The following is a 25,116-nucleotide window of genomic DNA, read 5'->3' as shown; positions in this document are numbered from 1 at the left end:
TAGTAGCTTGTCGGGTTTAAAGGAAATCCGCTGAAAAAGCGGCTGGTCGGTTCATATTTCGCCGCTTTTTCGGCCAATAGAATAACTATTGACCCTCAGAATCCTCAAAATCGCCCTCACCCAGTCACTTTTTCGCTGAGATTCTTCAAGTTCGACGGGCCGCTAGCTGAAGGGCTGCAAAATCGATATTTATGCATGCTCTCCATCCGGGATTACAAGTCCTTATTAAAGGCTTATCAACGGACAGAAGAGTATGAGTAACCTGCCCGAGTTCTATACTAGCGTTGGAGAGACGTTGTTGCAAGAATAATCGGCTGATCGAAATGAATCGAAAAACTGGCGGGGCGCTCGAAACGACAGGAGCCATTCAGCAGATAACGATATCCGGAAATGCTCGGCTACCCTCTGCCAACTTCTTCAAACTTGTCCTGCCGCACCCCATTTCCCGGAAGCTGAAAGCTTCCTGAATGCTTACGCGCGGCTGAGCTTTTCCGGCATATTTTTCACGCAGGCGCCATTCCGTGGTGGCGCAACAGGGCATCTATTTTTGGCTCACGACCCCGGAATGCGATAAATGATTCCAGCGCAGCGCGGCTTCCGCCCACTGCGAGAATTTCATTCCGGAAGCGGGCGCCGGCTTCGGGATTGACTACAACCCCGGCAGGGCTTTCTTCAAAAAGACTATAGGCGTCGGCAGACAACACTTCCGCCCACTTATAGCTGTAGTAGCCGGCAGCGTAGCCTCCGCCAAAAATATGTGAGAAGCTGTTGGGAAACCGATTGAATTCAGGAGGAATAATTACCGCAACCTGCTTACGGATCTCATCCAGTAATTGCTGCGCCGTTTTTTCTCCACCGGGGCTGAAATCGGCATGAAGGCGCATATCGAATAGTGCAAATTCTATCTGGCGGAGCATTTGCAAGCCGCTCTGGAAATTCTTCGCCGCCAGCATCTTTTCGAATAAATCGCGCGGAATAGATTGATTGCTGCCCTCGCGCTCCACCGACACAGTGTTGGCGAAGCCATCCGGGGCGGGAGGCGGAGCATAGTGCGTTTCCCGCAAGCTGTCGCTATAGGGCAACGAGTCAACGCGTCTGGTCATGTCACGCAGGACTTCCCATTCCCAGCAGAAATTTTCCATGAACTGGCTAGGTAGTTCCACTGCATCCCATTCTACGCCATGGATACCCGACACGCCCAGGTCTTCCACCTGGGTAAGCAAATGGTGCAGACCATGACCAAATTCATGAAATAGCGTGATCACCTCGTCATGGGTGAACAAGGCGGGACGCGCTTGGCCGTCAAGATGAACAGGTGCGGAGAAGTTACAGTTAAGGTATGCAACCGGGACCTGAATGCTTCCTTCCCCCTGTACTTCACCGCCGCCGATACGGCGGCGGCTGATAGCGTCATCCATCCATCCTCCGCCTCGCTTGCCTGGACGCGCGTAGAGGTCAAGATAAAACCGGCCGATCAGATTTCCCTGAATGCCCGTGATATTGAAAAGCTTTACATCGGTGTGCCAGAGCTGAATGTCGGCAGCCTCCGCCCGGGCAATGGTAATGCCATAAAGATTCTCTACCACCCTGAACATGCCCGGCAGCACGCTGGTTTCGGGAAAGTACTGCTTCACTTCCTGCTCCGAGAATGCATAACGGTCGAGGCGCAGCTTTTCGCTTACATAAGCCAGATCCCATGATTCGATATTTTCCAATCCCATTTTTTCGGCTGCAAATTGACGTAATTCTTTGAGATCGCACTCCGCGTAGGGTCTTGCCTTGGCGGCGAGCTCACCCAAAAAATCCAGCACCTGTTTTGGGGTCGAGGCCATTTTGGTCGCAAGCGAGACTTCGGCGTAGCAATCAAATCCCAGCAGCTGCGCCTCTTCCTTGCGCAGTTCAAGTATTTTTGCGATAAGCGGCGTGTTATCCAGATCGGCAGCGTTTCCAGTCTGCGAAGCCGGTGACCTGATCTCGCTGGCACGAGTGGAGTATGCGCGATACATTGTCTCGCGCAGTGCCCGGTTGTCGGCATACTGCATGATGGGCATGTATGATGGGGCGTGCAGCGTAAATTTCCAACCTGGGGCATTATCCTTTTCAGCGATTTCCCGCGCTGCCTGCACTGCATCGTCGGGAATGCCGGAAAGCTCATCCGCGTTCTGTATATGCAATACAAAATTATTAGTGGAATCCAGCAGGTTATCGTTGAATCTGGAACCCAGCGCCGACAGCTCTTCCTGAATTTGGAGAAATCGCTTTTTCTTCTCGGGCGGTAGTTCTGCCCCACCCAGGCGGAAATCCCGCAAGTCATTTTCGATTATCTTCTTTCGAGCTTGATTCAGGCCTTCGAACTCCTGGCTATTGCGGAGTTGTTTGAATTTTTCGAAGAGGGCGGGGTCTTGTGCCAACTCGGCGTAGTATTGCGTGACCAATGGCAGGTTGGCATTGTATGTCTCACGCAACGCCGGGGTATTCGCCACCGCATTCAAGTGCGACACCTGCCCCCACGCTCGAGACAGGCGTTCATTGGCGTCTGTTATCGGCTGCACGAAATTCTGCCAGGTCGGTGTGGCGTCATCATCACGTATCCGGTCGATAGTGTTGCGACCGTCGGCCAGTAATTGTTTCAGTGCCGGGGTGATGTGTTCGATTCGAATATCCGCAAAGCGCGGCAGTCCGGAAAAATCAAGCAGAGGATTCATCATATTGTCGAGAGTAATCAGTTCAGTTGCAGGGGTACGAAAATGACAGCGCATGGTTGTGGCGCAACTTCAGAACCTCAACCTTCGTGTACGATGTTACCGTTGATCAGGGTATATTTTACTCTGCCTGCCAGTTCCATACCGAGAAACGGCGTATTCTTGCCCTGGCTTTTCAGTGCGGCGGCTTCCACTTTCCAGTATTGTTCGGGATCGAAAATGCACAAGTCGGCGGTAGCGCCAAGAGACAGGCAACCGGCTTCCACACCCAGTATGCGAGCGGGTTCAGCGGTGATTTTCGCCAATATCCGGGCCAGCGGAACTCTTTTTTCAGCCCCCCATTTCAAGGCCAGCGACAACAGCAGTTCCATGCCTGTGGCGCCAGCCTCGGCCTCGGCGAAAGGTAACAATTTATGATCTTCATCCACCGGCGCGTGATCCGAACATATCGCATCTATCGTGCCATCAAGAAGGCCGGTCCGCAGCGCGTCACGATCTCCCAACGCCCGTAGCGGTGGAATGAGATGGCAATTGGAATTGAAGAAGCCGATATCCATTTCGGAAAGATGGATATGGTTGGCTGATACATCGCAGGTAATGGGCAAGCCTTGCTGCCGGGCCGCACGAATCATGGTGACGCCTTCCGCGCTGGAGATACGGCATAGATGAACCCTAGCGCCCGTTTCCCTCGTTATCAAGATAATATTCGCCAACGCTACGGTTTCCGCGCAAACCGGAACCGGAGGCAAGCCCAATCGCGTCGCCACTTCACCGTCATGCGCCACGCCACCATCGGCAAGATTCATATCCTGGGGGCGGAGCCAAACCACGAAGCCGAAGGTGGAAGCATATTGCATTGCCTGCATCATCACACGTATGTTCGGAAGTGGCATATTCGACTGGCCAAAAGCGACGCACCCGGCATCACGTAATTCAGCCATTTCAGTCAACCGTTCACCTTTCAAACCCTGAGTAAGGGCGCCGACTGGATAAACATGTGCCTGATTGAGACTCCTGGCACGGTGCTTCAGCATTTCCACCAACCCCGGTTCATCCAGTACGGGATCCGTATCGGGAGGGCATGCCAGGCTGGTGATACCGCCGGCTACCGCCGCAGCCATTTCGGATTCGAGGGTGGCTTTATATTCGAAACCCGGTTCGCGCAACCGCGCCGATAAATCCACCAGGCCCGGGCACACTATCATATTCGTTGCATCTATTTCCCGATTGGCATGAAAACCAGGCGGGCTTTCGCCCAGGCCGACGATTTTGCCTGCTGCAATGAATACATCCATGATAGCGTCGGTCCCGCTCTTCGGGTCTATGAAACGGCCGCTCCTGATAATCTTTTTCATCTCTTTCAATTGCCTGCCAAAATCGACATTACCGCCATCCGCACTGCAATGCCGAATGTCACTTGCGGCAGAATTACCGATTGCTTGCCGTCGGCAACCGCGGAATCAATTTCAACGCCCCGATTCATCGGGCCGGGGTGTAAAACAATAGCGTCGCGCTTGGCCAGCGCCAGTCTCTCCTGCGTGAGTCCATAATACTTGAAGTATTCCTCGGTACTGGGGAGACGCGCGCTTAACATGCGCTCGCTTTGCAGACGCAGCATCATCAGCACATCCACATCTTTTAGCCCATGCGCCATCTCGTGATAGACATGTACGCCGAGACGTTCGACCTTGGAAGGGAGCAGGGTTTTTGGTGCGATGACCCGCACTTCCGGCACACCGAGTGTCGTAAGCGCATGAATCTGGGAGCGCGCCACGCGCGAGTGCAAAATATCGCCGACTATCGCTACTCGAAGATTACGAAAGTCAGGTTTGTAATGGCGAATGGTGAATACATCGAGCAACCCCTGTGTAGGATGCGCATGACGACCATCCCCGGCATTGATGACATGAATCTCGGGCCGGACATGGCGGGCGATCAAGTGCGCGGCGCCACTTTGCGAGTGCCGCACCACGAACATGTCGGCATGCATCGCGGAGAGATTGTTTACCGTATCCAGCAGCGTTTCACCTTTGGATTGCGAGGAAACGGCAATGTTGAGATTGACCACGTCGGCAGACAAGCGTTTTGCCGCGATTTCAAAGGTTGTGCGAGTGCGTGTACTGGGTTCGAAGAATAAATTGAATATGGATTTACCGCGCAGCAAGGGTACCTTCTTGACATCGCGTTCCGTAACCCCGACAAAAGACTCGGCGGTATCGAGGATATTCAACAGAATAGCGGCGGACAATCCCTCGGTGGTAAGCAGGTGTTGCAATTCGCCGTTCTTGTTCAGCTGCGGATTATTCACGGATTATTCATTATCCCGGCGTTTGTCATACAGGCTCAGGCTCAATGTTCCATTGTCGGCTTTTTCGAGCGCGAGCATTTTATCCGAGGGCAAGTCGAGCGTTGCTCCAATATATTGGGCGGCGATGGGGAGTTCTCTGCCGCCCCGGTCTACCAATGCAGCGAGGCGGACGCTTGCCGGTCTGCCATAATCGAATAATTCATTGATGGCGGCACGTATGGTGCGCCCGGTATAAAGCACGTCATCTATTAAAATTATGTGGCTGCCTTCCACCTCGAATGGAATGTCCGAGGGTTTGACCTGAGGATGCAAGCCAATCTGACCAAAGTCGTCCCGATAGAACGAAACATCCAGCGCACCCAAGGGAAGCGAAAGCTTCAAATCCCGGTGCAGCCGTTGCGACAGCCATACCCCCCCGGTGTGGATTCCGACGAGCGCGGTGCTCGTTTCGACATCAGGCCGTATCCTTCCGGTCAGTTCGGCCAACAATTTTTCTGCATCAGGTAGTTGCATTTCGTCCATCAAAATAGGTTTGCAATATCAGTTGAGCCGCTACCTGATCCAATAGCGGTTTTTGCTTCTTTTTATTAACGCCGGCTTCCTGCAGCGCTGCGCCGGCTTCAATTGAAGTATAACGCTCATCCACCAGTACTGTCTTGATGCCGAAACGACCTTCAAGACGCCGCGCAAAGCGCCGGCTCCGCCGGGTCAATTCATGTTCCGTACCATCTGCATGAGTAGGCAAACCCACTGCCAGCAGCGCTGGTTGCCACTCATCAATCAGCTGAGTGATGCTTTCGAAGCATTCCGCTGCATTCTTGTTGCTCACTGTGGCAAGCGGATGCGCTAAAGCCAGCTCCAGATTCCCCACTGCTACGCCGATGCGCCTTTCGCCAAAATCGAAAGCCAAAACCGTCCCGGCAAGGTGGGTTTCAATATTCATGACTGGGAGTCACTGGACAAGCCCGCATGCCACCGTGGAGGGTTGCCGATGAATAGAATGCGGTTATTAAGAATGTCCCACTTCATCCGACAGGCTTGACAGATCGACACCAAGCAGACGCATTGCTGCCGTCAAACGATCCTCAGCCGGCAATTCGAAAATGATATTGGGTGACGCGGGCACGGTGAGCCATGTATTCTGCGATAATTCATGCTCTATCTGGCCTGGAGCCCATCCGGAATAACCCAATGCAACGAGTAATTCTTTTGGGCTTTCTCCGCTTGCTATCGCTCGCAAAATATCGAGCGAAGTAGTCAGCCCGACCTTATCATGTACCACCATGGTGGATTGCCAGTCACCGACAGGCTGATGCAGTACGAAGCCGCGATCCAGCTGTATCGGTCCGCCAAACATGATTGGCAACGCTCTTATTGCCTGGTCATCGGAAGAAATATCCAATTGATCCAGCAGGTCCTTGAGAGTAAGGTCGATTGGCCGGTTAACCACCAGACCCAAGGCACCCTGATCACTATGTTCGCAGATATACGTAAGCGTCTTGGAAAAGAAGGGGTCTGCCAGGGCGGGCATGGCGATCAAAAAATGATGGGTCAAGTTGACGCTTTGCATGGATAGGCTGATTGCATCCCGCTATGAGATATCTCTAGAGTCTGAATTTGCCAGCACCTGATCCATGGACTGCCGGCTTTCCCGTTTAGTTGCAGCCAGGCTCATTTTTCACGAGCATTCGGGTAACAATATAATTTATTGCCCGCCGGCATTTCGCGCCTGTGCCTGCAAAACGGTTTTGCTATCATTGTAGAACGAATCCGTTTTCAGTAGTACGTTTTGAAGAAATCAAAGCTGCTCCGATTCGGCGAACCCGCCCTATCAGCAGTACCAGCCACTTCCCCGACAATTGTCGTCGTTCAATTAGGGAGTGCAAGCCCGGAGATTCCGGTTTCTTACATGATATGAGTAATGGGAGTTTTGAGTGATATGAGGGGTAAAAAGCCGGAGTTTTTTTACGAAATATGTCATTGAACTGGAAAGCAGCGGTCAGTTCCGGCATTGTCGCCGGCGTGGTTGCCACGGGAGCCCAGATTTTCCTGTGGCTGGTGTTCACGGACGCGTTGCCGCACATCTTTTATAGGGATGCACGCTTTACCGCGGCTATCCTCCTGGGGCAAGGCGTTCTACCGCCACCGGCCACGTTCGACTGGAAAGTGATGATAATCGCGACCGTTATTCACTTTGTGATTTCCATTGTGTACAGCCTGATACTGGCCCGCTTGCTTTCTCGTATCGGAACGGTGTTGTCCCTGCTCGCGGGTTTCATCTACGGGTTGCTGATATATACAGTAAACATGTATGGCGTAACGGCCATTTTTCCCTGGTTTTCAGAGGCGCGCGACTGGATCACAGTGGTGACGCACGTCGTGTTTGGAGCTTCTCTGGCTGGCACGTACAAAGTCTTGTCGAGAACTCACTTCCCATAACGCAAGAGTTTGGAAACAAGCGTGTGAAAAGTTTTTTTTGGGTCTGGTACCTGACCGTCCCTCTCCGCCGCGGTACATTTCTCGTCCGTTACCTCAGTCCGGCAAAACTGGTAGTAGTTATCCCAATCCCTGTTATAGGCCGGTATGTCCTCCTGGCGAATATTGGGCTTGAAATCATCGATAATTTCCTGCATTACCGGCAATCTGGCGCAAAGATAGGTATCTATGCTTCTAGGCCAGTTGACAGGCTCGGGATACAGACCGGAAAGCGTATGCAGAATAGCTGAACGAAATTCCTCGGCGGCCTCATTCCGGCGTTTGCGGTAATATAATTCATAAATCCCCGCAACAACGGTCGCGGCGGCAAGCAGAACCAGGGGCCACATGGGCACTTGATTGAAGTATGCCGCTATCTGGTCATACGGTGCGATAGTGTCGTTACCTTCATTCATATATTCTTTCCGGTTGTCTTGTCCTGCTACAAAAATATTCGAGCGGGCATAACGGCTTGCCCATTTGTTTCCTATTTCTTCCAATTCAAGGCCGCCTTGATATTACCCCTGCCTATCACTCTGCGCCGGGCGCTGATGATAAATTCAATAAACTGAGCCGCAACAGGATTTCAATCCTGTTTGGAGGGTATTATCTGAAGATTATAAGCTTTGGGACGTCCTGGTCAATTGCCCGCCATGAATTCAGCTATTTCGAATAATCGACATCCGCCCTTTACGGGTGGCTCTGTTGCCGAGCGGGGATGCCTCATCCAATATCGTACAGGTTAGCATTTGCATAAGAATACAAAATAATTTTACAGCACAAATACACCAATACCTGGTTATCGAGTATCGGTCATGCGCAAGATTAACATTTACCGCGGCGCTATTTGCAAGATGGGGGACGATGTTGAGGTAGTACGTTCCCTGCGGTAAGACCAGGTACGCCGGCAGCGGGGTGAGTGTTGTCGTTGCAAATCCACTTTACGCCATCGGTTGTCGCCAAAACCAGCGTTCTGCCAGTACCGTCCTTCAAGAGCTCCGGACTTACTCCATTATTCTTGAATGTTGCCGTTACCTGAAAGCCGGAAGCCAGGGTCGCAGGTGTCAGGCTTGCGACATACTTTCCAGCCTGTGTTTTCACAAGGGTATCAAACTCCGCTTTTGTGGGCCATCCGCCGTTTTCTGAATGAAACGCGGAGACAGGCGTTTTTACGCTATCCAGAAGATCAACCGCTTCGTCAACTTGAGTCCGAGCCTGGGAATCCTGATAAAGCAGATATGCAGGCGGAATCGCAACGGTTACTAAAATACCGATAATCGCGAACACCATCATCAATTCAATCAAGGTCAAGCCCTTCTTGTCCAGCGCCATCCTGATAAAGCTCCTTTGGTTAGAACTCATGCCATATCCAGTACTTTTCACTCCAGTTGTCATTTAATAAGTAGCACTGGTATTGTTGATAGCTGAATAACCTTGCTGGCTACCGAACCCAGCAAGATCCCCTTGACCGCTCCCAGCCCTCGCGGCCCGATGATTATTTGATTGCAGTTTAATTCCTTTGCATAACGCAGGATCATGTCCGGCGGAGTTCCTACCGTGATATGAAGCTGGTAGCCGATGCCCGCCTGATCCAGCAATTCACGTGCTGCCCGAAGCTCTTTCATTCCTTCTTCCTGTTGATACAGTTCAATACTCTCTTTGTCTATAAAAAGAGGTACATTCCCGCGCTGGGGGAATTGCACGTTCAGCAAATGGACTTCCGGTTTTTCCTTGTACCAATCGATAAGGGTGATGAATTCCGCAATCGCTCTATCGGAAGCGTCCGAGCCGTCCACCGGCAACAAGAATTTCAGCATATGTTCTCTCCACCAAAACGGCAGCTATTACGGTTTGTTCACATCATCCACCAGATCCACACCGGCCGCACTTTTTGCCTGCGCCCGCGCAGCAAGCCACTTGCCGGTTACCACAACCAGCAGTGCGCCACAGGCAGGGGCAAGCCAGTGCAGATAAGCCGCGTTCGTATTGACCCATTCCTTGCTGACCGCGTCGGTAACGCCCATATCTCCCGCGATCCAGCCCAGCAAGCCGGCACCAATGGCGATGGTGACAGGAAAGCGGTCCATCAGCTTCATCACCAGCTTGCTACCCAGAACAATGATGGGCACGCTCACCAGCAGCCCGAAAACGACCAGCTCGATACTGTCCTTGGCTGCGCCTGCAATCGCAATGACGTTATCGAGGCTCATCACCGCGTCGGCGATAATGATAGTCCTGATCGCCCCCAATAGCGTTGTGCTGGCATCAACTTTATGCCCATTACCATGTGGCTCGGGCTGAAGCAGCTTGGTGCCGATCCATAATAGCAACAGCGCGGCTAAAATCTTCAGGAATGGAACCGCCAGCAAATTAAGGGCGAAGAAAACCAGCAACACCCGCAGCCCGATGGCGCCGAGTACTCCCCAGAAAATCCCGAGATTCCGCTGCTTCTCCGGCAACCTTCGGCATGCAAGCGCGATGACGACTGCGTTATCACCGCCCAGGACGATATCGATGGCAATGATTTGGAATACCGCGACCCAGAATTGCGGACTGGCGAAGTCCATAAGTAAATCTCTGAAAATTAGGTGGCTACATAAAACTTAGGCAAGAAGATATATAGTCCTCCTTGAATGGGCCGTTCTCGCAATTATACCAGCGTCTCGCTCACTCGCCCTCTGCGTGAATGAATTGAAGAATTTCCGATTTGCGCGGCGTGGTGTCCTGGTATCCCAGTTCAATCAATGCACGGCAGAAGGGTTCTTCAAACAGAACATAGCTCAGCAGCGCCGAGCCGTCTCGTCGCATTGCGCCGATGTTGCGAAAAAAAAGCCGTACGGTACGCGGTAGGGCGTGTGCGTGTTGTTCGGCGATTTTATTGATTTCCACGCTGGGAGAAATTACCATCGATTTGATCTGGCGTAGCGGCAAGCCGTTATTTTTCAAATTCTCATCCGGGATCATCCCAATAATATTGTTGATGCGTTGCAGGCGCTCCAGGTCGACGTAAAGACTGTCGAGAAAAAGGCTGCCCATAATATGGCCTCCTACCTGCGCCAACGTAGGGTAGCTGTCGACTCTGGCGCGCTCAGGTTGAGCTTCGACTGTGGCGCGTACGCCTATTACGAGCACCCGTTCCGCGCCCAGATGCAGCGCGGGGCTGATGGGCGCGAGCTGTCGCATGGACCCATCGCCGAAATATTCGCGATTGAGCCTCATTGCCGGAAAAAGAATAGGGATAGCGGAGGACGCCATTAGATGCTCAACCCCGATACGCGCCGATATGCCGATGCGGCGTTCCCGTTTCCAGGGTGCTATGCCGTCAACGCCTTCATAGAACGTAACCGACTGGCCCGAAGTATAGCCCCAGGCGGTGATGCCCAGCGCATGCAAAGCGCCTGCTTCGATGCTTCTCTGAATGCCATGAAGTGGCAAGCTGTGTTCCAGTAGTTGAGCCAGCGGCGAATTGTCCAGCAGGGAAACTACGCTGCGCTTTCTAAAGCGGCCAATCAGTAGCGAAGCCAACCAGCGCGCCGCGTTTCCATATACGCCGACGGGATCGGAACGATAAGCCTGGCTGACATGCGCATTTTCCCACACCGTGGATAGATCGCGCACCCCGTCGTGAAAATTCCGGGCTGAAACTGCAAGACTTGCGGCATTGAATGCTCCGGCGGAAGTACCGCAAATCACAGGAAAGGGATTGCGCGTCCTCTTCGGCAACATTTCGGCGATGGCTCGCAATACGCCCACCTGGTAGGCGGCGCGCGCGCCGCCGCCAGTCAGCACAAGGCCGACCTTAGGCGGCGCCGACGGTGGCTGTATTGAACTCATTCACCCGCAGCCCGCTCCTGTTTATGACGCCTCATGCAAGATCGCCGCGAGCAAAAATTTTTCTGATATTCGACAGCCTGCAGCAGCACATGGCTTCCGGCATCCCGGACAATTCAACCTAAATCCGGTAGTTGGACGGGGTGAAGTGTACGGTTTTTGGGGTGCAGGGCAAGGCGCAACGACGCGGAATGGTCGTTCCATTCCAAGGAGTTGCAACGCAGCCATGTGCCGCAAAAATTGTGCAATTCACCCCGTAGCGCCCTCACCCGGAAGGTGAGCGTCAAATAATATGAAATATTGTTATTAATCATGACACTGATCTATTAAATGAGCGGTCAACTACCGGATTTAGGTTTATGGTATGGATGCTAGATCCACGCCGACGATGCCCTGACCCGTGGCCGCTCTGGAAAATTCGGGATGAGTAATTTTAATTCCGCCTGCCTGTCCCTATCATATTCTCCGGCCTTACCCAGCCATCAAATTGCTCGGCTGTAACGTAACCCGAGGCAATCGCCGCTTCTCTCAGCGGCGTGTCTTCTCGATGCGCTTTCTTGGCGATTTCCGCTGCGACATCATAGCCGATATAAGGCGTGAGCGCTGTCACAAGCATCAGCGAATTATGCACCAACTCATCGATACGTTCGATATTGGCTGTCATCCCCGTCGCGCAATGGTCGTTGAAACTCGTCATGCCATCCGCAAGCAGGCGAATACTTTGCAGAAAGTTATGGATGATAAGCGGCTTCATGACGTTCAGCTCAAAATTCCCCATGGACCCACCAAAATTAATCGCTACGTCGTTACCCATCACCTGGCAACAAATCATGAGCATCGCTTCCGATTGAGTAGGATTGACCTTTCCCGGCATAATGGAACTGCCCGGCTCATTTTCGGGGATTTTTAATTCCCCGATACCACAGCGGGGGCCGGAAGCGAGCCAACGGATATCATTAGCGATCTTCATCAATGATGCGGCCAGCGTCTTCAGCGCGCCATGGGCATGAACCAGCGCATCATTAGCGGCAAGCGCCTCAAACTTATTGGTCGCGGTGACAAACGGCAGATTTGTCAGTCTTGCCAATTCCGCTGCTATGCGGCCGGCAAATTCAGGGTGGGTGTTCAGACCTGTTCCCACCGCGGTCCCACCCAAGGCCAGTTCATGCAAATGGGGAAGCGATGCGTTTACATGCGCCAGTCCGTGATCCAACTGCGAAACATAACCCGAGAACTCCTGCCCCAATGTCAGGGGCGTCGCATCCTGCAGATGAGTACGGCCGATTTTGACGATACCGAAAAATTCCTCCGCCTTGGCAGCCAAAGTCTGCCTCAGCGCAACAATGGCGGGTATCAATCGTTGATCGATCGAGCGTACCGCCGCCACATGCATCGCTGAAGGAAACACGTCGTTGGACGATTGCCCCTTGTTCACGTCGTCGTTGGGATGGATCTTGCATTCGGCCCCGCGCCCGCCCCCAAGCAACTCGGAAGCGCGGTTCGCCAGTACCTCATTCATGTTCATGTTGGTCTGGGTACCGGAGCCTGTCTGCCATACCACAAGGGGAAATTCCGCATCATGGCGACCTGAAACCACCTCATCGGCAGCTTGCATAATGGCAGCGGCGACATCGGCATCCAGCAGACCCAAATCGTGATTGACGCAGGCTGCTGCACGTTTTACCAGCGCGAGTGCGTGAAGCAGTGCGAAAGGGATGCGTTCGAAGGAGATTTTGAAGTTCTGCAGCGAACGCTGCGTCTGCGCACCCCACAGCGCGCTGGCAGGCACTTGCATCACGCCCATGCTGTCACGTTCTTCGCGGTAACTCATGTAGACCTTCGGCTAGATAAACAGGTGAGGCAGTTCTGAACACCTGGCCAGAACTGAAGCCGAATTTGGCGGCCGATTCGGTACCAGAGGATAAAGCGCAGTGCCGGGAAATCGCACGACAAGCGGTCGAGATTGGTTTTTAGGCCTCTTCCCAAGGTTTACCATCACGAGCGCCCAGGCTGGCCGAATCGATGGGTTTGTTTCCGGATTTTCGGCCAACTCATGCCGGGCCAGCGATCAATCTGCAAAATCAAAACCGCGCAGGTCAATTTTCAAGACGGAATGAGGCTTCACCAGGCTGGCCGGTTTCAGGATCGATCCAGTCGGATATCCCAATCTCTTCTTCCGCCTGCTCCAGGGTTTCCCCAGGCTCATAATCGGATTCCGCATTGTATTCCATATCCTGCGTAGCTTCGAGCAGCGTTGGAAAGGGACCAAAAATCCTGCCGCTCTCCTGCTCATCATGCCAATAAAAACCATCGGGACGTTCGACAATACGCTTGGTGTCGTAATCGCGTGACGCTGGTGGAATTTTATAATCCATGACTACCTCCACTAGGATTTACAGGTTGAACCGGCTTTAATGTTAACCTCGTCCGCAAAATTTTACTAGCGTAAATAATCAGTGCAGAGAAAAGATAATGATTATTGACGGGTCGGTTGCACGGTGGCACGTATGGGAATAGGAAGTCGGGAGCTACTTTCGATCGACAGAAAGAGCAACCGATTTTCGGTGTTTCAATGTGTGAACTATTAAAAAGGGAAGGCAGCGTTTATATCTATGACTGCCGGACCGGCTTATCACTTCTCCGTAGCAGGCTAATCCGCAATGCCAACCCCAGACTCAGGAGTCTGATCCTGAAAGGGGAAATGGCCAGCTCGGAACCGAGCTGCTGATTTTAGCTGATTTTAGCCTTTTTTTTTTGCCGGTTGCTTTCTTCGTCTTTTTCTCAATTCCGGTTTTAGCCGAAGCCGCCTTCCCTTCGGATTTCTTCGCGCTGGCTTTTTTGCCTGGAGAGATTGTCTTTTCCGCCGTATCTTTCTTTGCTGCCGACTTGCTGGTTGAGGCGGAAGATTTCTTTTCGGCCTTTTTTTCGGTTTTTTTCTTGGCTTTTTTCTCGGTCTTTTTCTCCGCGGGTTCCTCGACTGCCTTCTTGGACGCTTTTTTAACCGACTTTTGGGCTGTCATTTTTTCTTGCTCAGCCGAGGCCGTTGTGGAAGCGGTCGCTTTTGCTACAGGTTTCTTGATTGAAGCAGCGGTCTTGCTCTCGGCTTTCTCGGCTGACTCCTCCGCTGCTGCTTTCTTGATTGATGTTTTTTTGCTGGTTGCGGGCTTTTTTACGGTTGCGGATTTCGCCACGGCCGGTTTCTTTGTCGCGGATTTCTTGGTAGTCGCCATTTCAACCTCCAGGTAAGATTACTCAGGGCTTACAGCATGTCACACTACTACATTTATCGCCATATGCAGATTCCACAATGTTACCGGCCAGTATAAAGATCAAGCATATTGATTCGGTTTCTCTATTCAATCCCAGCTTAGTGCTCCCCCGGTCTGGTACTCCGTAACGCGGGTTTCAAAAAAGTTTTTTTCCTTTTTCAGGTCGATCATTTCCGACATCCAGGGAAAAGGATTGCTGGCGCCCGGATAGAGGATATCCAGACCGATCTGCTGACAGCGGCGATTGGCGATATAGCGCAGGTATTCCTTGAACATCGGCGCATTCAATCCGAGGACACCACGCGGCAACGTATCCTCCGCATAACGGTACTCCAGTTCCACCGCTTTTTGCATCAGCGCGCTGATTTCATCACGGAACGCCTTGGTCCATAAATGCGGATTTTCCATTTTGACCTGGTTAACGACATCTATGCCGAAATTGCAGTGCATGGATTCGTCGCGCAGAATATATTGATACTGTTCCGCTGCCCCGGTCATTTTGTTCTGCCTGCCGAGCGCCAGAATTTGTACGAAACCCACGTAAAAGAACAGTCCTTCCATGATGCAGGCGAATACGATCAGGCTCCTCAACAACTTCTGATCGGCTTCAGGTGTGCCGGTCTCGAACGCCGGATCAGTGAGTGTGTCGATGAATGGAATCAGGAACTCGTCTTTTTCCCGAATTGACGCCACCTCATGATAGGCGTTGAAAATTTCCCCCTCGTCCAGACCCAGCGATTCGACAATGTATTGATAAGCATGCGTATGGATCGCTTCTTCAAACGCCTGGCGCAACAGATACTGCCGGCATTCCGGGTTGGTGATGTGGCGATAGGTGCCGAGTACGATATTGTTGGCGGCCAGCGAATCAGCGGTAACAAAAAAGCCCAGGTTCCGCTTGATCAGGCGGCGTTCATCCTCGGTCAGCCCATTGGGGTCTTTCCATAAGGCGATATCTGCGCTCATGTTGATTTCCTGCGGCATCCAATGGTTAGCGCAGGCGGAAAGATACTTCTCCCATGCCCACTTGTACTTGAACGGCACCAGTTGATTGACGTCCGCCTTGCAATTGATGATGCGCTTGTCTTCAACCGACAGGCGCCGATTTATATTATCGGCAACGGGGCTATCATTATTTTCGCCATTCTGCGCTTCAGATCCATTCGAACCGGCGTCCTGTGGGCTCAGCCTGGATGCAGTCAGCACTTTTGCGTCGCTCGACGCGCCATTTATTCTTGGCATTCCCGATTGCACTGTATAGTCCTCAAATGTCAGCATATCCTTCTCCTTTATTTTCCGATTCCTTGCGAATTATTATTGGCATGACTCGCACTCGGGATCATCGATGCCGCAATAACTCACGTCAGTTGCCGTCGCACCCATCGGCATGTTTCCTTCTATGGGCACCGCGTTCAGGGAGCCTGCCCTGCCCGTGGATTTTTCCGCTGAAGTCGCGCCGAGCGAGCGCAAATAATAGGTGGTTTTCAAGCCGCGCAGCCAGGCCAGTTTATAAGTCTCATCCAGTTTTTTCCCGGATACTCCCGCCATATAGATATTGAGCGATTGTGCCTGGTCGATCCACTTCTGCCGCCGCGCCGCTGCCTCGATCAACCACTGCGGATCGAACTCGAAGGCGGTGGTATATAGTCTGCGAATATCGGCCGGCACCCGGTCTATCTGGCCCAGGGCGCCATCAAAATACTTCAGGTCCGAAATCATGACCTCGTCCCAGAGGCCCAGTTTTTTAAGGTCGTTCACCAGGAATTCATTCGCCATGGTGAATTCGCCCGATAAATTGGACTTGACGTAAAGGTTCTTGAAGGCCGGTTCGATGCTGGCGGATACGCCGATAATATTGGAAATGGTCGCGGTTGGGGCAATTGCCAGGCAGTTGGAGTTGCGCATCCCATGTTCTTTTATACGTTCGCGCAGCGCATCCCATTCAAGCGTGGCCGACCTGTCTACCTCGATGTAACCGCCGCGCTCTTCGCGTAAAAGATCGAGCGTATCCTGAGGCAGAATCCCACGATCCCACAGGCTGCCGCGATAGGAAGCATAACGTCCGCGCTCTTCGGCCAATTCGGTGGAGGCCCAATAGGTGTGGTAAGCAACCGCTTCCATTGTGTGATCGGCAAATTCCACTGCCTCATTCGATGCATAGGGGATGCGCAGCATATGCAGGCAATCCTGAAAGCCCATGATGCCCAGTCCCACCGGACGATGCTTGAGGTTCGCATTCCGCGCCTTGGCGACGGCGTAGAAATTGATATCGATCACATTGTCCAGCATGCGCATGGCGGTGCTGATAGTGCGCTTGAGCTTGACGGCATCGAGTTCGCCGTCGGCAATATGTGCCGCCAGATTGACCGACCCCAGATTGCACACGGCGATTTCGTGATCATTGGTATTGAGGGTTATCTCGGTACAGAGATTTGAGCTATGCACGACACCAATGTGGCTTTGCGGCGAGCGAATATTGCAGGCATCCTTGAAAGTGATCCATGGGTGTCCGGTTTCAAATAACATGCTGAGCATTTTGCGCCATAACTGCTGCGCGGGAATCTTCTTGTGCAGGCTGAGTTCGCCGCGCGCGACCTTCTCCTCGTAGGCAAGATAAGCCTGCTCGAACGGCTTGCCGAATTTTTCATGCAGGTCGGGCGCGTCCGAGGGTGAAAAAAGTGTCCACTCCCCGCCCTCCATGACGCGCTTCATGAACAGGTCGGGAACCCAGTTGGCGGTATTCATGTCATGAGTGCGGCGGCGGTCATCGCCGGTATTCTTGCGCAAATCCAGAAACTCCTCGACATCCAGGTGCCACGATTCCAGGTAGGCGCAAACTGCGCCTTTGCGCTTGCCGCCCTGATTTACCGCTACCGCAGTGTCGGACACCACCTTGAGGAAAGGCACCACGCCTTGCGACTTGCCGTTCGTACCCTTGATGTGCGAGCCCATCGCCCGTACCGGCGTCCAATCATTGCCCAGTCCCCCGGCATACTTGGCGAGCAGGGCGTTCTCCTTGATTGCCTCATAAATACCGTCGAGATTATCCGGCACCGTGGTGAGATAGCACGAAGACAATTGCGAACGGCGGGTTCCCGAATTAAACAGGGTTGGAGTGGAGCTCATGAAGTCGAAGTTCGAGAGTACGTGGTAGAACTCCAACGCGCGTCCCTCCCGGTCAATTTCGTTCAGCGCAAGCCCCATTGCCACACGCATGAAAAATGCCTGCGGCAGCTCGATGCGACTGTCCTGTATATGCAGGAAATAACGATCATACAAGGTTTGCAAACCGAGATAGCCAAATTTGAGGTCGCGGCTGGCATCCAGCGCCTTGGCCAAACGCGGCAGATCAAACTGCGCCAGACGCTCATCCAGCAATTCCGCATCGATGCCGCGTTTGATAAATTCAGGAAAATACGCTGCATAGCGATCGGACATTTCCTGCTGCAGGACTTCTTCGCCCAGCACTTCGAAACGGAGGGAATGCAACAACAACCGCGCAGTGACATAGCTGTAGGCCGGCTCTTTTTCAATTAGCGCGCGTGCCGACAGAACCAGCGATTTTCTTACTTCTTCCAGAGGGACGCCATCGTACAAGTCCTTCAATGTGGCTTTCAGTATCAGCGCCGGGTTCACCACTTCGCCCAGGCCTGAGCAGGAAGATTCGATCAGCGTCAGCAGGCGTGCCGTATCCAGAGGGATCCTGATACCGTTCTCGATTACATTCAGAACGCTGGCCGGTGCTTCCACCACGCCCATTTCTTTCTGTCTCGCCCGCTTGCGTGCGCGATCCTCGCGGTAGAGCACATAAGCGCGCGCCACATCATGCTCTCCAGAGCGCATCAACGCGAGCTCCACCTGGTCCTGAATGTCCTCGATATGAAAAGTCCCGCCTGAAGGCTGGCGGCGTATCAATGCATTGACCACGTCATCGGTCAGCCGTGCCACCAGTTCCCGTACCCTGGCGGAAGCCGCACCTTGGCCGCCATTGACGGCGATGAATGCTTTTGTCATGGCAATGGAAATCTTGGCCGGCTCGAACGCGGCCACAGAACCATTGCGACGAATGATTTTGTATTGGGAATACCGGGTGTCCTGAGTGGGAAGGGTTGAAGAAAGTTCGTGCCCTGCTACTGCCGGACGGTTCATGTGATCTGTTGCAAGCTGCATGTCGGATTCTCCTCATCTATACTGGGAAAGCGGCTTCTTCCCCATGGCTGAAGCGGGGGGCTGTGGATATCGATAAATCCGTAAACCACTACATCTAGTATCAAGATAGGATACATTTTACTAGAACTAGTGCACACAGTGCAATATTTTTTGAGGTATGTCAAAAACTTTTCATGGGATTAAAGCATACTGGCGGGCTGAAGTCCGGGTTGCCGGCAGCGCGCGGCACTGCCTCGTACCCGGGTGCGGTAACGCTTATCGCTTGCTGTTTACATGTTTCACTATCATAGACCAGGACCATCACGTTATCACCTTCACTTGATATGAGAATAACCCAATGATGGGTTGCGTACGTTCCGCCCATCCTGCTAAAACCGTATGGAGGCATATGAAACATTGATCCGGCTACGACGTGTGCATCGATTCGATAGTGGTTATCCCACTCATTTCAGTTCGTATTTTTGTCTTTATCTTGCCCAGCGCGCTTTGGCCTGGAAAGTTCATCTTTTTCAGGTTGAGCGAGCTGCCGCGATTGTTTTTCCATTTCCAGGGCGTCGCGGATCTGCTCGGGCTTGTTGGCGCGCAATCCCTCCGCCAAGGCACGTGACGCATCCCTGCGGCGCTCGGCATAATGGCGCAGTATTTCCACGGTAGCGGCGGAGGGCAGGGCAGGGTTGGGCGGAAGCTCGGAGAGCAGCTCAAAGCTTTCTTCATAGCGGTCGGCAACAGACGTGTCGATACGTCCTGCCAGTTCGTCGAATGAGATGCCGTCTTGCCTGGCCTTATCAAGTATGCTCTGCCAGGACTGCGTGATCGCTGCGTCGTCCCGCAAAAATTCCCCGATCTCCTTGCGCGCCAGCACCTCTTCGCTCCAGCGATAAGTGCGCACGGGCACCTGGCTGACGAGGATGACAATTGCAAGTGCAAAAGCGGCTCCGGCAAACGGGCGGATGTGGCGGAATCGACGTTCTGTTCTACCGGCAGGCTGTGCAAGTATTATTCCGCCGAGTATTCCGGAAAAAAAACCGCCGATATGCGCCGCATTGTCGATGCCGGGAATCAAAAGGCCGAGGACAAGGCTGGCAAGCGCAAAACCCGCGGCACCCCAGAAAAACCAGCGAAATTCCTTCGGATGCAGATTGTGGCGCTCGCGCCAGAGAAATATGAGCAGGGCGCCAAACAGGCCAAAAATGGCGCCTGAAGCACCGCCGGAGATGGCTAATCCTCTATGGGCAACGAGTGACAGCAGGTTACCCGTCAGGCCGCTGGCGAAATAGATGCAGGCAAAGCGGGTGTGCCCGTACATCCGTTCAACGAGTTGCCCGGCGTCCCAAAGCGCCCAGAGATTCAACGTCAGGTGGACGGCGCCAAAGTGGAGGAATAGCGCAGTACCCAGGCGCCACCATTCGCCGTCTTGCGTAGCCGGACCAAAATTTGCGCCCCAGGCCAATTGCACGCTATTGGACGAATGCCACAACCCCGCCCCGCCCACGAGCATGGCGGCGAAGACCAGCAGATTGACGGCGACCAGCAGTTTGGTAATGGGAATGCCGGGCAACCGCTGGTGGAGAAGATCATGTAGAGGCAGCATGGGACAATGGACGCATTTTCGCAGAGCGTTTATTATGCACGAGGATGAAGCCTGCTTATTTTATATGCTTGAGGAATAAGGATGTTTCTCAAAACCGGAATTTTCTGGCCCCGGCTTCAGGGCCGGGGTTATTTGCCTGGGAATTGGCGCCTCTACGTGCATCTTCGATGGAACGCCTGGCCCGCCCGCGATTTGCAGACTGGAAGTTTCTGACCTGTCTCACCGTCCTGCTGATCGCTCTGATGTCCGGGCCAATGCCTGTCCATGCTCAAGCGAGAATCGAGCTACCGCGCACGGGGTTGGCGCCGGATGAGCTTGCTGTCATCATTAACGACAGCGATCCTCAATCCCTTGAAGTGGCTGATTACTACCAGAAGGCGCGCCATATCCCGGCAGCCAACATGATACATCTGAACTTTCCGTCCGGCCGGAACGCCCTCTCAAGGGATGAGTTTCAGCAACTGAAGGCGGAAATCGATCAGGCTACGCCCCCTCACATTCAAGCCTACGCGGTCGCGTGGACGCTTCCCTACCGGGTAGCTTGCATGTCGCTGACCTCGGCGCTGGCCTTTGGCTTCGACGAGCACTATTGCTCATCCAAGTGTAGCCCTACCAGACCCAGCCCATACTTCAACTCGTCCAGTCTTCATCCTGTCAGCGACCATAATATACGACCGGCTATGATGCTGGCCGGCACCGATTTCGAGCAGGTCAAGGCACTGATCGATCGGGGAGTCGCCTCTGATCGCAGTTTTCCCAAAGGACACGCTTACCTGGTAATAACGCCCGACAAGGCACGCAGTGTGCGAGCCAGCTATTTCGAGCTGGCCGCAAAAGAACTGGCCGGTGTTTTTCCCATCGAAATCCTGGAAACCGAAGCAATTTCAGGCCGGCACGATGTTCTGTTTTATTTCACCGGCCTGGCCAACGTACCGCAACTCCATACACTAGATTTTCTGCCGGGCGCGTTGGCTGATCATTTGACTTCGGCCGGCGGTCAGCTTACCGATTCAATGCAGATGAGCAGCCTGCGCTGGCTGGAAGCGGGCGCCACCGCCAGTTACGGGACCGTGGTCGAACCATGCAACCATATGCAGAAGTTCCCTTTTCCCGCCGTTGCCATGTTTCACTACGCGCTTGGCGAAAGCGCCATCGAATCCTATTGGAAGAGCGTGGCATGGCCGGGCGAGGGCGTGTTCGTGGGTGAACCGCTGGCCCAGCCATTCGCTCCGGAACTGAAAGAAATTCGTGCGGGCCAGTTCGAGCTGCACATTTTTTCGCCGCGCCAACGGCGGCTTCGCATGGAGCGATCCAGCTCAGCGGTGGGTCCATACAAGGCTCTCGCTCAGCGGCCACGGATAAACCGCGGCGCTAATATAATACGCTTCAATTTCGCTGAAAAAGAAGGCTACCTCAGATTGCAATGGTGAAAGGGGCGGCCTGGCTCATCGCCTGATATGCTGATACGCCGATTTATGCCGAATTGATCCGGCGCTTGCCCGGTAAATAGCCAATTTTACGCTATTCTTAATATGCGCAATCGCCTGGAGCGCGCCGCCATAGCGAATTAGAGGTGGTTTTCCCCTTCCGTCTATCGCTGCGCCAATCAAACTGGCAGCGTAACTCATCCCAACGTCGTTATAATAACCGCTGCCAACCTCTCGCTATTGTTATGATTCCTCCAGTCCAGCCCAACTTTAAATCCCATTTTGCCGAGCTCCTGCGGACGCCCTTGAGCGAAATGGGACCCTCAGCACTGGAGGCGAATATAGAGTTTGCACGCCCCCGCCAAGCGAACCATGGTGATTACTCCTGTAACCTCGCGATGCAATTGGCCAAGCCGCTGCGCCAAAGTCCGCGTGAGATCGCCGCGCTGCTCGTCGACGTGCTTTCCGCCTCACCCTATCTCGAAAAGATAGAGGTCGCGGGTGCCGGCTTTATTAATTTATTTCTCACGACTTCCGCCAAGCAGCAGTTTCCCCGTTACGTGCTGGAAAGTGGCGAGCAGTTCGGCCATATTAATCTGGGCGCAGGTAAAAAGGTACAAGTGGAATTCGTTTCGGCCAATCCGACCGGACCCTTGCACGTCGGGCATGGGCGAGGTGCGGCATTCGGCGCAAGCCTTGCCAATGTGCTGGCGGCTGCGGGTTATTCCGTCGCGCGTGAGTATTATGTCAATGATGCCGGACGTCAGATGGATATTCTTGCGCTTTCCACCTGGCTGCGTTATCTGGAGCTGAACGGGGTCACTTCACGCTTCCCCGGCAATGCTTACCAAGGCCAGTACGTGCGCGATATGGCACGCCTGATCTACAAGGCGCATGCAGGGCGGTATGTGCATCGGCCTGACCTGCTGTTCGAAGGTATCTCGGAGGAAGCGGAAACCGGTACCGAAGCAGACCTCGACGGACTGATCGCCAAAGCCAAAAAACTGCTGGGGCAGGATTACGCATACATTCACAATTTCGTCCTGACCGAGCAATTGGGCGACTGCCGCAATGACTTGATGGAATTCGGTGTCGCTTTTGATACATGGTTTTCCGAGCAATCATTGTTCGATAACGGTGACGTGGCACATGCGGTCCAATTGCTCGAACAGGGACGCTATCTATATCAGCAGGATGGCGCCCAGTGGTTCCGATCAACCGATTTCGGCGATGAAAAAGACCGGGTGGTTCAGCGGGAAAACGGGCAGTTTACTTATTTCGCTTCAGATATCGCTTATCATCTCAACAAGTTCGAACGCGGCTTCGAACGCATCATCGATGTCTGGGGGGCCGACCATCACGGATATATTCCACGGGTAAAAGGCGCGATGAAAGCGCTGGCTATCGATCCCGGAAAACTTGAAATTGCGCTGGTGCAGTTCGCGGTGCTCTACCGCGACGGAAAAAAAGCGCCCATGTCCACCCGTTCGGGGGAATTCGTCACGTTGCGTGAATTACGCCAGGAAGTGGGGAACGACGCAGCACGCTTTTTTTACGTATTGCGTAAAAGCGACCAGCATCTGGATTTTGACCTGGACCTGGCTAAATCGCAAAGTAACGATAATCCCGTTTATTATGTGCAATATGCCCATGCAAGGGTTTGCAGCGTGCTGGAACAATGGGGTGAAGACCCGGTGTTGCTTCGCACAGCGGATATGTCTCCACTTATAGACCCCGCTGAATTATCTCTTTTGCAGAAGCTGATCGATTATCCTGAAATGGTGGAGGCAGCGGCGAAGGAACTTTCTCCTCATCTGATCGCCTTCTATCTCAGGGAACTGGCGGGTGAGTTTCACAGTTACTATAATGCTACCCGTTTTCTCGTTCCGGAAATTCCGCTGCGGCTGGCTCGGTTAGGGCTGGTTGCCGCGATACGGCAAATATTGAGCAATGGTCTGAAACTGCTGGGCGTAAGCGCGCCGGCTAAAATGTAGCCACCCTATTGTATATGCTTCCCATGAGCCGAGATTATAAAACCCACACCAACTCTTCAATTTCCGCCAAAAGCAGGAATACGCTTCTCCTGGGGGTGTTTATCGGCTATGCGCTGGGCCTTCTCAGTGCCATTGGCACTTGGATGTATATCAATCAGGCGCCCAGCCCATTTATATCCCAGGACAAAGTGGTGGATAGCGCCGCGGCAAAAAGTGCCATAACCCAAACTGAAAGGGCGGCACAATCCTCCGGCACGGAAGCCAAGCCAGCCAGCGTTGCCGATGCCAAACCACGCTTCGAATTCTATAAAATCCTGCCCGATGCCGAGGAGCCCGTGCCGGAGCACCAGATCAAGCAGGCTGCGCAGCGGACTTCTTCGCAGGATAAGTATTTTCTCCAGGCAGGGTCTTTCCAGAATGCCGATGACGCGGATAATTTGAAAGCGAAACTTGCCATGCTCGGGGTGGAAGCGTCAGTTCAAGCTGCCAATTTGCCGGAAAAAGGTACTTGGCACAGGGTACGCGTAGGCCCTTTTTCCAGTGCTGCAGATGGCGACCGGGTGCGCGCATCTCTGCAACAAAGCGGCGTGCAAAGCAGTCTCATCAAAACACATGAAGGGATGCAGTAAGACAGGGATTTCTAGTCTCGCTTTCGGCGCGAATAAATATACAGTCTATTTCCAGGAGAACAAAATGAGTTCATTGCGGTTGCTTGCGGCGGTCCTCTTTCTGGTCGGCATCAGTGTCACCGGTATTTCGGCCGCTCGCGCCGAAATTGTTGAAGGGACGGATTACACTATTCTGCCCCAACCTCGACCGACCGACAGTGATGGCAAGATTGAAGTCATAGAATTCTTCTGGTACGGTTGCCCGCATTGCTACGAACTTCATCCGCGAATCAAAGCCTGGCTGAAGCGGAAGCCTAAAGATGTGAATTTTCGTTACGTTCCCGCCATCTTTCGCGCAAACTGGATTCCCGGCGCAAAAACCTTCTATGCGCTGGAAGCGCTTGGCGAGACAGATCGGTTGCATGACAAGGTCTACGAGGCCATTCATCGCGACAAGATCGACTTGACCAAGGACGAGGTATTGTTCGACTGGATGGCGAAGCAGGGGATAGACCGGAAGAAATTTATCGATGCCTACAACTCTTTCTCCGTACAAAACCAGGCGTCGCGGTCAACACATATGTCCAAGGATTACAGCCTCACAGGCGTGCCGGCGATAGTGGTGGACGGTAGATACCTCACCAGCGGAAAAATGGGTGGCACGCCCGAGGATACCATCAGAACGATGGATGAGTTGATTGAGAAGGTGCGTAAGGAGCGAGTAAAGAAATAGTGCGATAT

At 53.2% G+C, this 25,116-nt stretch carries 22 protein-coding genes; 5 read left to right on the top strand and 17 right to left on the bottom strand.

Features of this window, described 5'->3' with window-relative positions:
- Nucleotides 1-503: 503 nt before the first annotated feature.
- The 6 genes from KJS40_RS12670 to KJS40_RS12645 all read right to left on the bottom strand — a co-directional run bounded on the left by KJS40_RS12670 (nucleotide 504) and on the right by KJS40_RS12645 (nucleotide 6,580).
- A complete protein-coding gene (locus KJS40_RS12670) occupies nucleotides 504-2,708 on the bottom strand; it encodes a M3 family metallopeptidase (RefSeq protein ID WP_213538257.1) in 2,205 nt (734 codons plus the stop codon).
- Between the two features lie 74 nt (nucleotides 2,709-2,782).
- Complete coding sequence (locus KJS40_RS12665; RefSeq protein WP_213538256.1) at nucleotides 2,783-4,057, bottom strand: dihydroorotase; 1,275 nt, start codon at nucleotides 4,055-4,057, stop codon at nucleotides 2,783-2,785.
- Between the two features lie 5 nt (nucleotides 4,058-4,062).
- Nucleotides 4,063-5,010 (bottom strand): aspartate carbamoyltransferase catalytic subunit, encoded by a 948-nt coding sequence (locus KJS40_RS12660; RefSeq protein WP_025040804.1) that lies wholly within the window; start codon nucleotides 5,008-5,010, stop codon nucleotides 4,063-4,065.
- Nucleotides 5,011-5,013: 3 nt separating this feature from the next.
- A complete protein-coding gene (gene pyrR, locus KJS40_RS12655; protein WP_213538255.1) occupies nucleotides 5,014-5,523 on the bottom strand; it encodes a bifunctional pyr operon transcriptional regulator/uracil phosphoribosyltransferase PyrR in 510 nt (169 codons plus the stop codon).
- Nucleotides 5,510-5,953 (bottom strand): Holliday junction resolvase RuvX, encoded by a 444-nt coding sequence (gene ruvX, locus KJS40_RS12650; protein WP_213538254.1) that lies wholly within the window; start codon nucleotides 5,951-5,953, stop codon nucleotides 5,510-5,512. Before ruvX ends, pyrR begins: the two co-directional genes overlap by 14 nt.
- Before the next feature lie 66 nt (nucleotides 5,954-6,019).
- Nucleotides 6,020-6,580 carry a YqgE/AlgH family protein gene (locus KJS40_RS12645; protein WP_213538253.1) on the bottom strand — a complete coding sequence of 187 codons (561 nt, stop codon included), beginning with the start codon at nucleotides 6,578-6,580 and terminating at the stop codon, nucleotides 6,020-6,022.
- A 404-nt stretch (nucleotides 6,581-6,984) separates the two neighbouring features.
- On the opposite strand from KJS40_RS12645, the gene KJS40_RS12640 reads away from it, so the two are divergent.
- Nucleotides 6,985-7,449 (top strand): sodium:proline symporter, encoded by a 465-nt coding sequence (locus KJS40_RS12640; protein ID WP_213538252.1) that lies wholly within the window; start codon nucleotides 6,985-6,987, stop codon nucleotides 7,447-7,449.
- Here the strand turns inward: KJS40_RS12640 and KJS40_RS12635 are convergent.
- The 11 genes from KJS40_RS12635 to KJS40_RS12585 all read right to left on the bottom strand — a co-directional run bounded on the left by KJS40_RS12635 (nucleotide 7,437) and on the right by KJS40_RS12585 (nucleotide 20,346).
- Nucleotides 7,437-7,985, bottom strand: a complete 549-nt coding sequence (locus KJS40_RS12635) for a hypothetical protein (RefSeq protein ID WP_244859596.1) — start codon at nucleotides 7,983-7,985, stop codon at nucleotides 7,437-7,439. The two genes, KJS40_RS12640 and KJS40_RS12635, sit on opposite strands and share 13 nt — an antisense overlap.
- 343 nt (nucleotides 7,986-8,328) lie before the next feature.
- Nucleotides 8,329-8,847, bottom strand: coding sequence for a pilin (locus KJS40_RS12630; protein WP_244859595.1), 519 nt, complete (start codon nucleotides 8,845-8,847; stop codon nucleotides 8,329-8,331).
- A gap of 29 nt (nucleotides 8,848-8,876) precedes the next feature.
- Nucleotides 8,877-9,302: a universal stress protein gene (locus tag KJS40_RS12625; protein ID WP_213538251.1), complete on the bottom strand. Its 426-nt coding sequence runs from the start codon at nucleotides 9,300-9,302 to the stop codon at nucleotides 8,877-8,879.
- Nucleotides 9,303-9,329: 27 nt separating this feature from the next.
- A complete protein-coding gene (locus KJS40_RS12620) occupies nucleotides 9,330-10,052 on the bottom strand; it encodes a TerC family protein (RefSeq protein ID WP_213538250.1) in 723 nt (240 codons plus the stop codon).
- Nucleotides 10,053-10,152: 100 nt separating this feature from the next.
- A complete protein-coding gene (locus tag KJS40_RS12615; protein ID WP_213538249.1) occupies nucleotides 10,153-11,319 on the bottom strand; it encodes a patatin-like phospholipase family protein in 1,167 nt (388 codons plus the stop codon).
- Nucleotides 11,320-11,749: 430 nt separating this feature from the next.
- Nucleotides 11,750-13,147: a class II fumarate hydratase gene (fumC, locus tag KJS40_RS12610; protein WP_213538248.1), complete on the bottom strand. Its 1,398-nt coding sequence runs from the start codon at nucleotides 13,145-13,147 to the stop codon at nucleotides 11,750-11,752.
- Between the two features lie 265 nt (nucleotides 13,148-13,412).
- Nucleotides 13,413-13,691 (bottom strand): hypothetical protein, encoded by a 279-nt coding sequence (locus KJS40_RS12605; RefSeq protein ID WP_025040793.1) that lies wholly within the window; start codon nucleotides 13,689-13,691, stop codon nucleotides 13,413-13,415.
- Nucleotides 13,692-13,991: 300 nt separating this feature from the next.
- Complete coding sequence (locus KJS40_RS12600; protein ID WP_213538247.1) at nucleotides 13,992-14,507, bottom strand: hypothetical protein; 516 nt, start codon at nucleotides 14,505-14,507, stop codon at nucleotides 13,992-13,994.
- Nucleotides 14,508-14,672: 165 nt separating this feature from the next.
- Nucleotides 14,673-15,863: a ribonucleotide-diphosphate reductase subunit beta gene (locus tag KJS40_RS12595; protein WP_213538246.1), complete on the bottom strand. Its 1,191-nt coding sequence runs from the start codon at nucleotides 15,861-15,863 to the stop codon at nucleotides 14,673-14,675.
- Between the two features lie 36 nt (nucleotides 15,864-15,899).
- The gene (locus tag KJS40_RS12590) at nucleotides 15,900-18,755 is read right to left on the bottom strand and encodes a ribonucleoside-diphosphate reductase subunit alpha (RefSeq protein WP_213538245.1); all 2,856 of its coding nucleotides are present in this window, start codon (nucleotides 18,753-18,755) and stop codon (nucleotides 15,900-15,902) included.
- A gap of 448 nt (nucleotides 18,756-19,203) precedes the next feature.
- Complete coding sequence (locus KJS40_RS12585; protein ID WP_213538243.1) at nucleotides 19,204-20,346, bottom strand: rhomboid family intramembrane serine protease; 1,143 nt, start codon at nucleotides 20,344-20,346, stop codon at nucleotides 19,204-19,206.
- Between the two features lie 167 nt (nucleotides 20,347-20,513).
- On the opposite strand from KJS40_RS12585, the gene KJS40_RS12580 reads away from it, so the two are divergent.
- The 4 genes from KJS40_RS12580 to KJS40_RS12565 all read left to right on the top strand — a co-directional run bounded on the left by KJS40_RS12580 (nucleotide 20,514) and on the right by KJS40_RS12565 (nucleotide 25,108).
- A complete protein-coding gene (locus KJS40_RS12580) occupies nucleotides 20,514-21,776 on the top strand; it encodes a TIGR03790 family protein (RefSeq protein WP_213538242.1) in 1,263 nt (420 codons plus the stop codon).
- 242 nt (nucleotides 21,777-22,018) lie between these two features.
- Nucleotides 22,019-23,767, top strand: a complete 1,749-nt coding sequence (gene argS / locus KJS40_RS12575) for an arginine--tRNA ligase (protein WP_213538240.1) — start codon at nucleotides 22,019-22,021, stop codon at nucleotides 23,765-23,767.
- Between the two features lie 23 nt (nucleotides 23,768-23,790).
- Nucleotides 23,791-24,396, top strand: a complete 606-nt coding sequence (locus tag KJS40_RS12570) for an SPOR domain-containing protein (protein ID WP_213538238.1) — start codon at nucleotides 23,791-23,793, stop codon at nucleotides 24,394-24,396.
- A gap of 64 nt (nucleotides 24,397-24,460) precedes the next feature.
- Complete coding sequence (locus KJS40_RS12565; RefSeq protein WP_213538236.1) at nucleotides 24,461-25,108, top strand: thiol:disulfide interchange protein DsbA/DsbL; 648 nt, start codon at nucleotides 24,461-24,463, stop codon at nucleotides 25,106-25,108.
- Nucleotides 25,109-25,116 lie beyond the last annotated feature (8 nt).

Origin of the sequence: Nitrosospira sp. NRS527 (assembly GCF_018406445.1) — a bacterium.
GTDB lineage: Bacteria > Pseudomonadota > Gammaproteobacteria > Burkholderiales > Nitrosomonadaceae > Nitrosospira > Nitrosospira briensis.
This window is presented reverse-complemented; position numbering and strand designations above follow the sequence as displayed.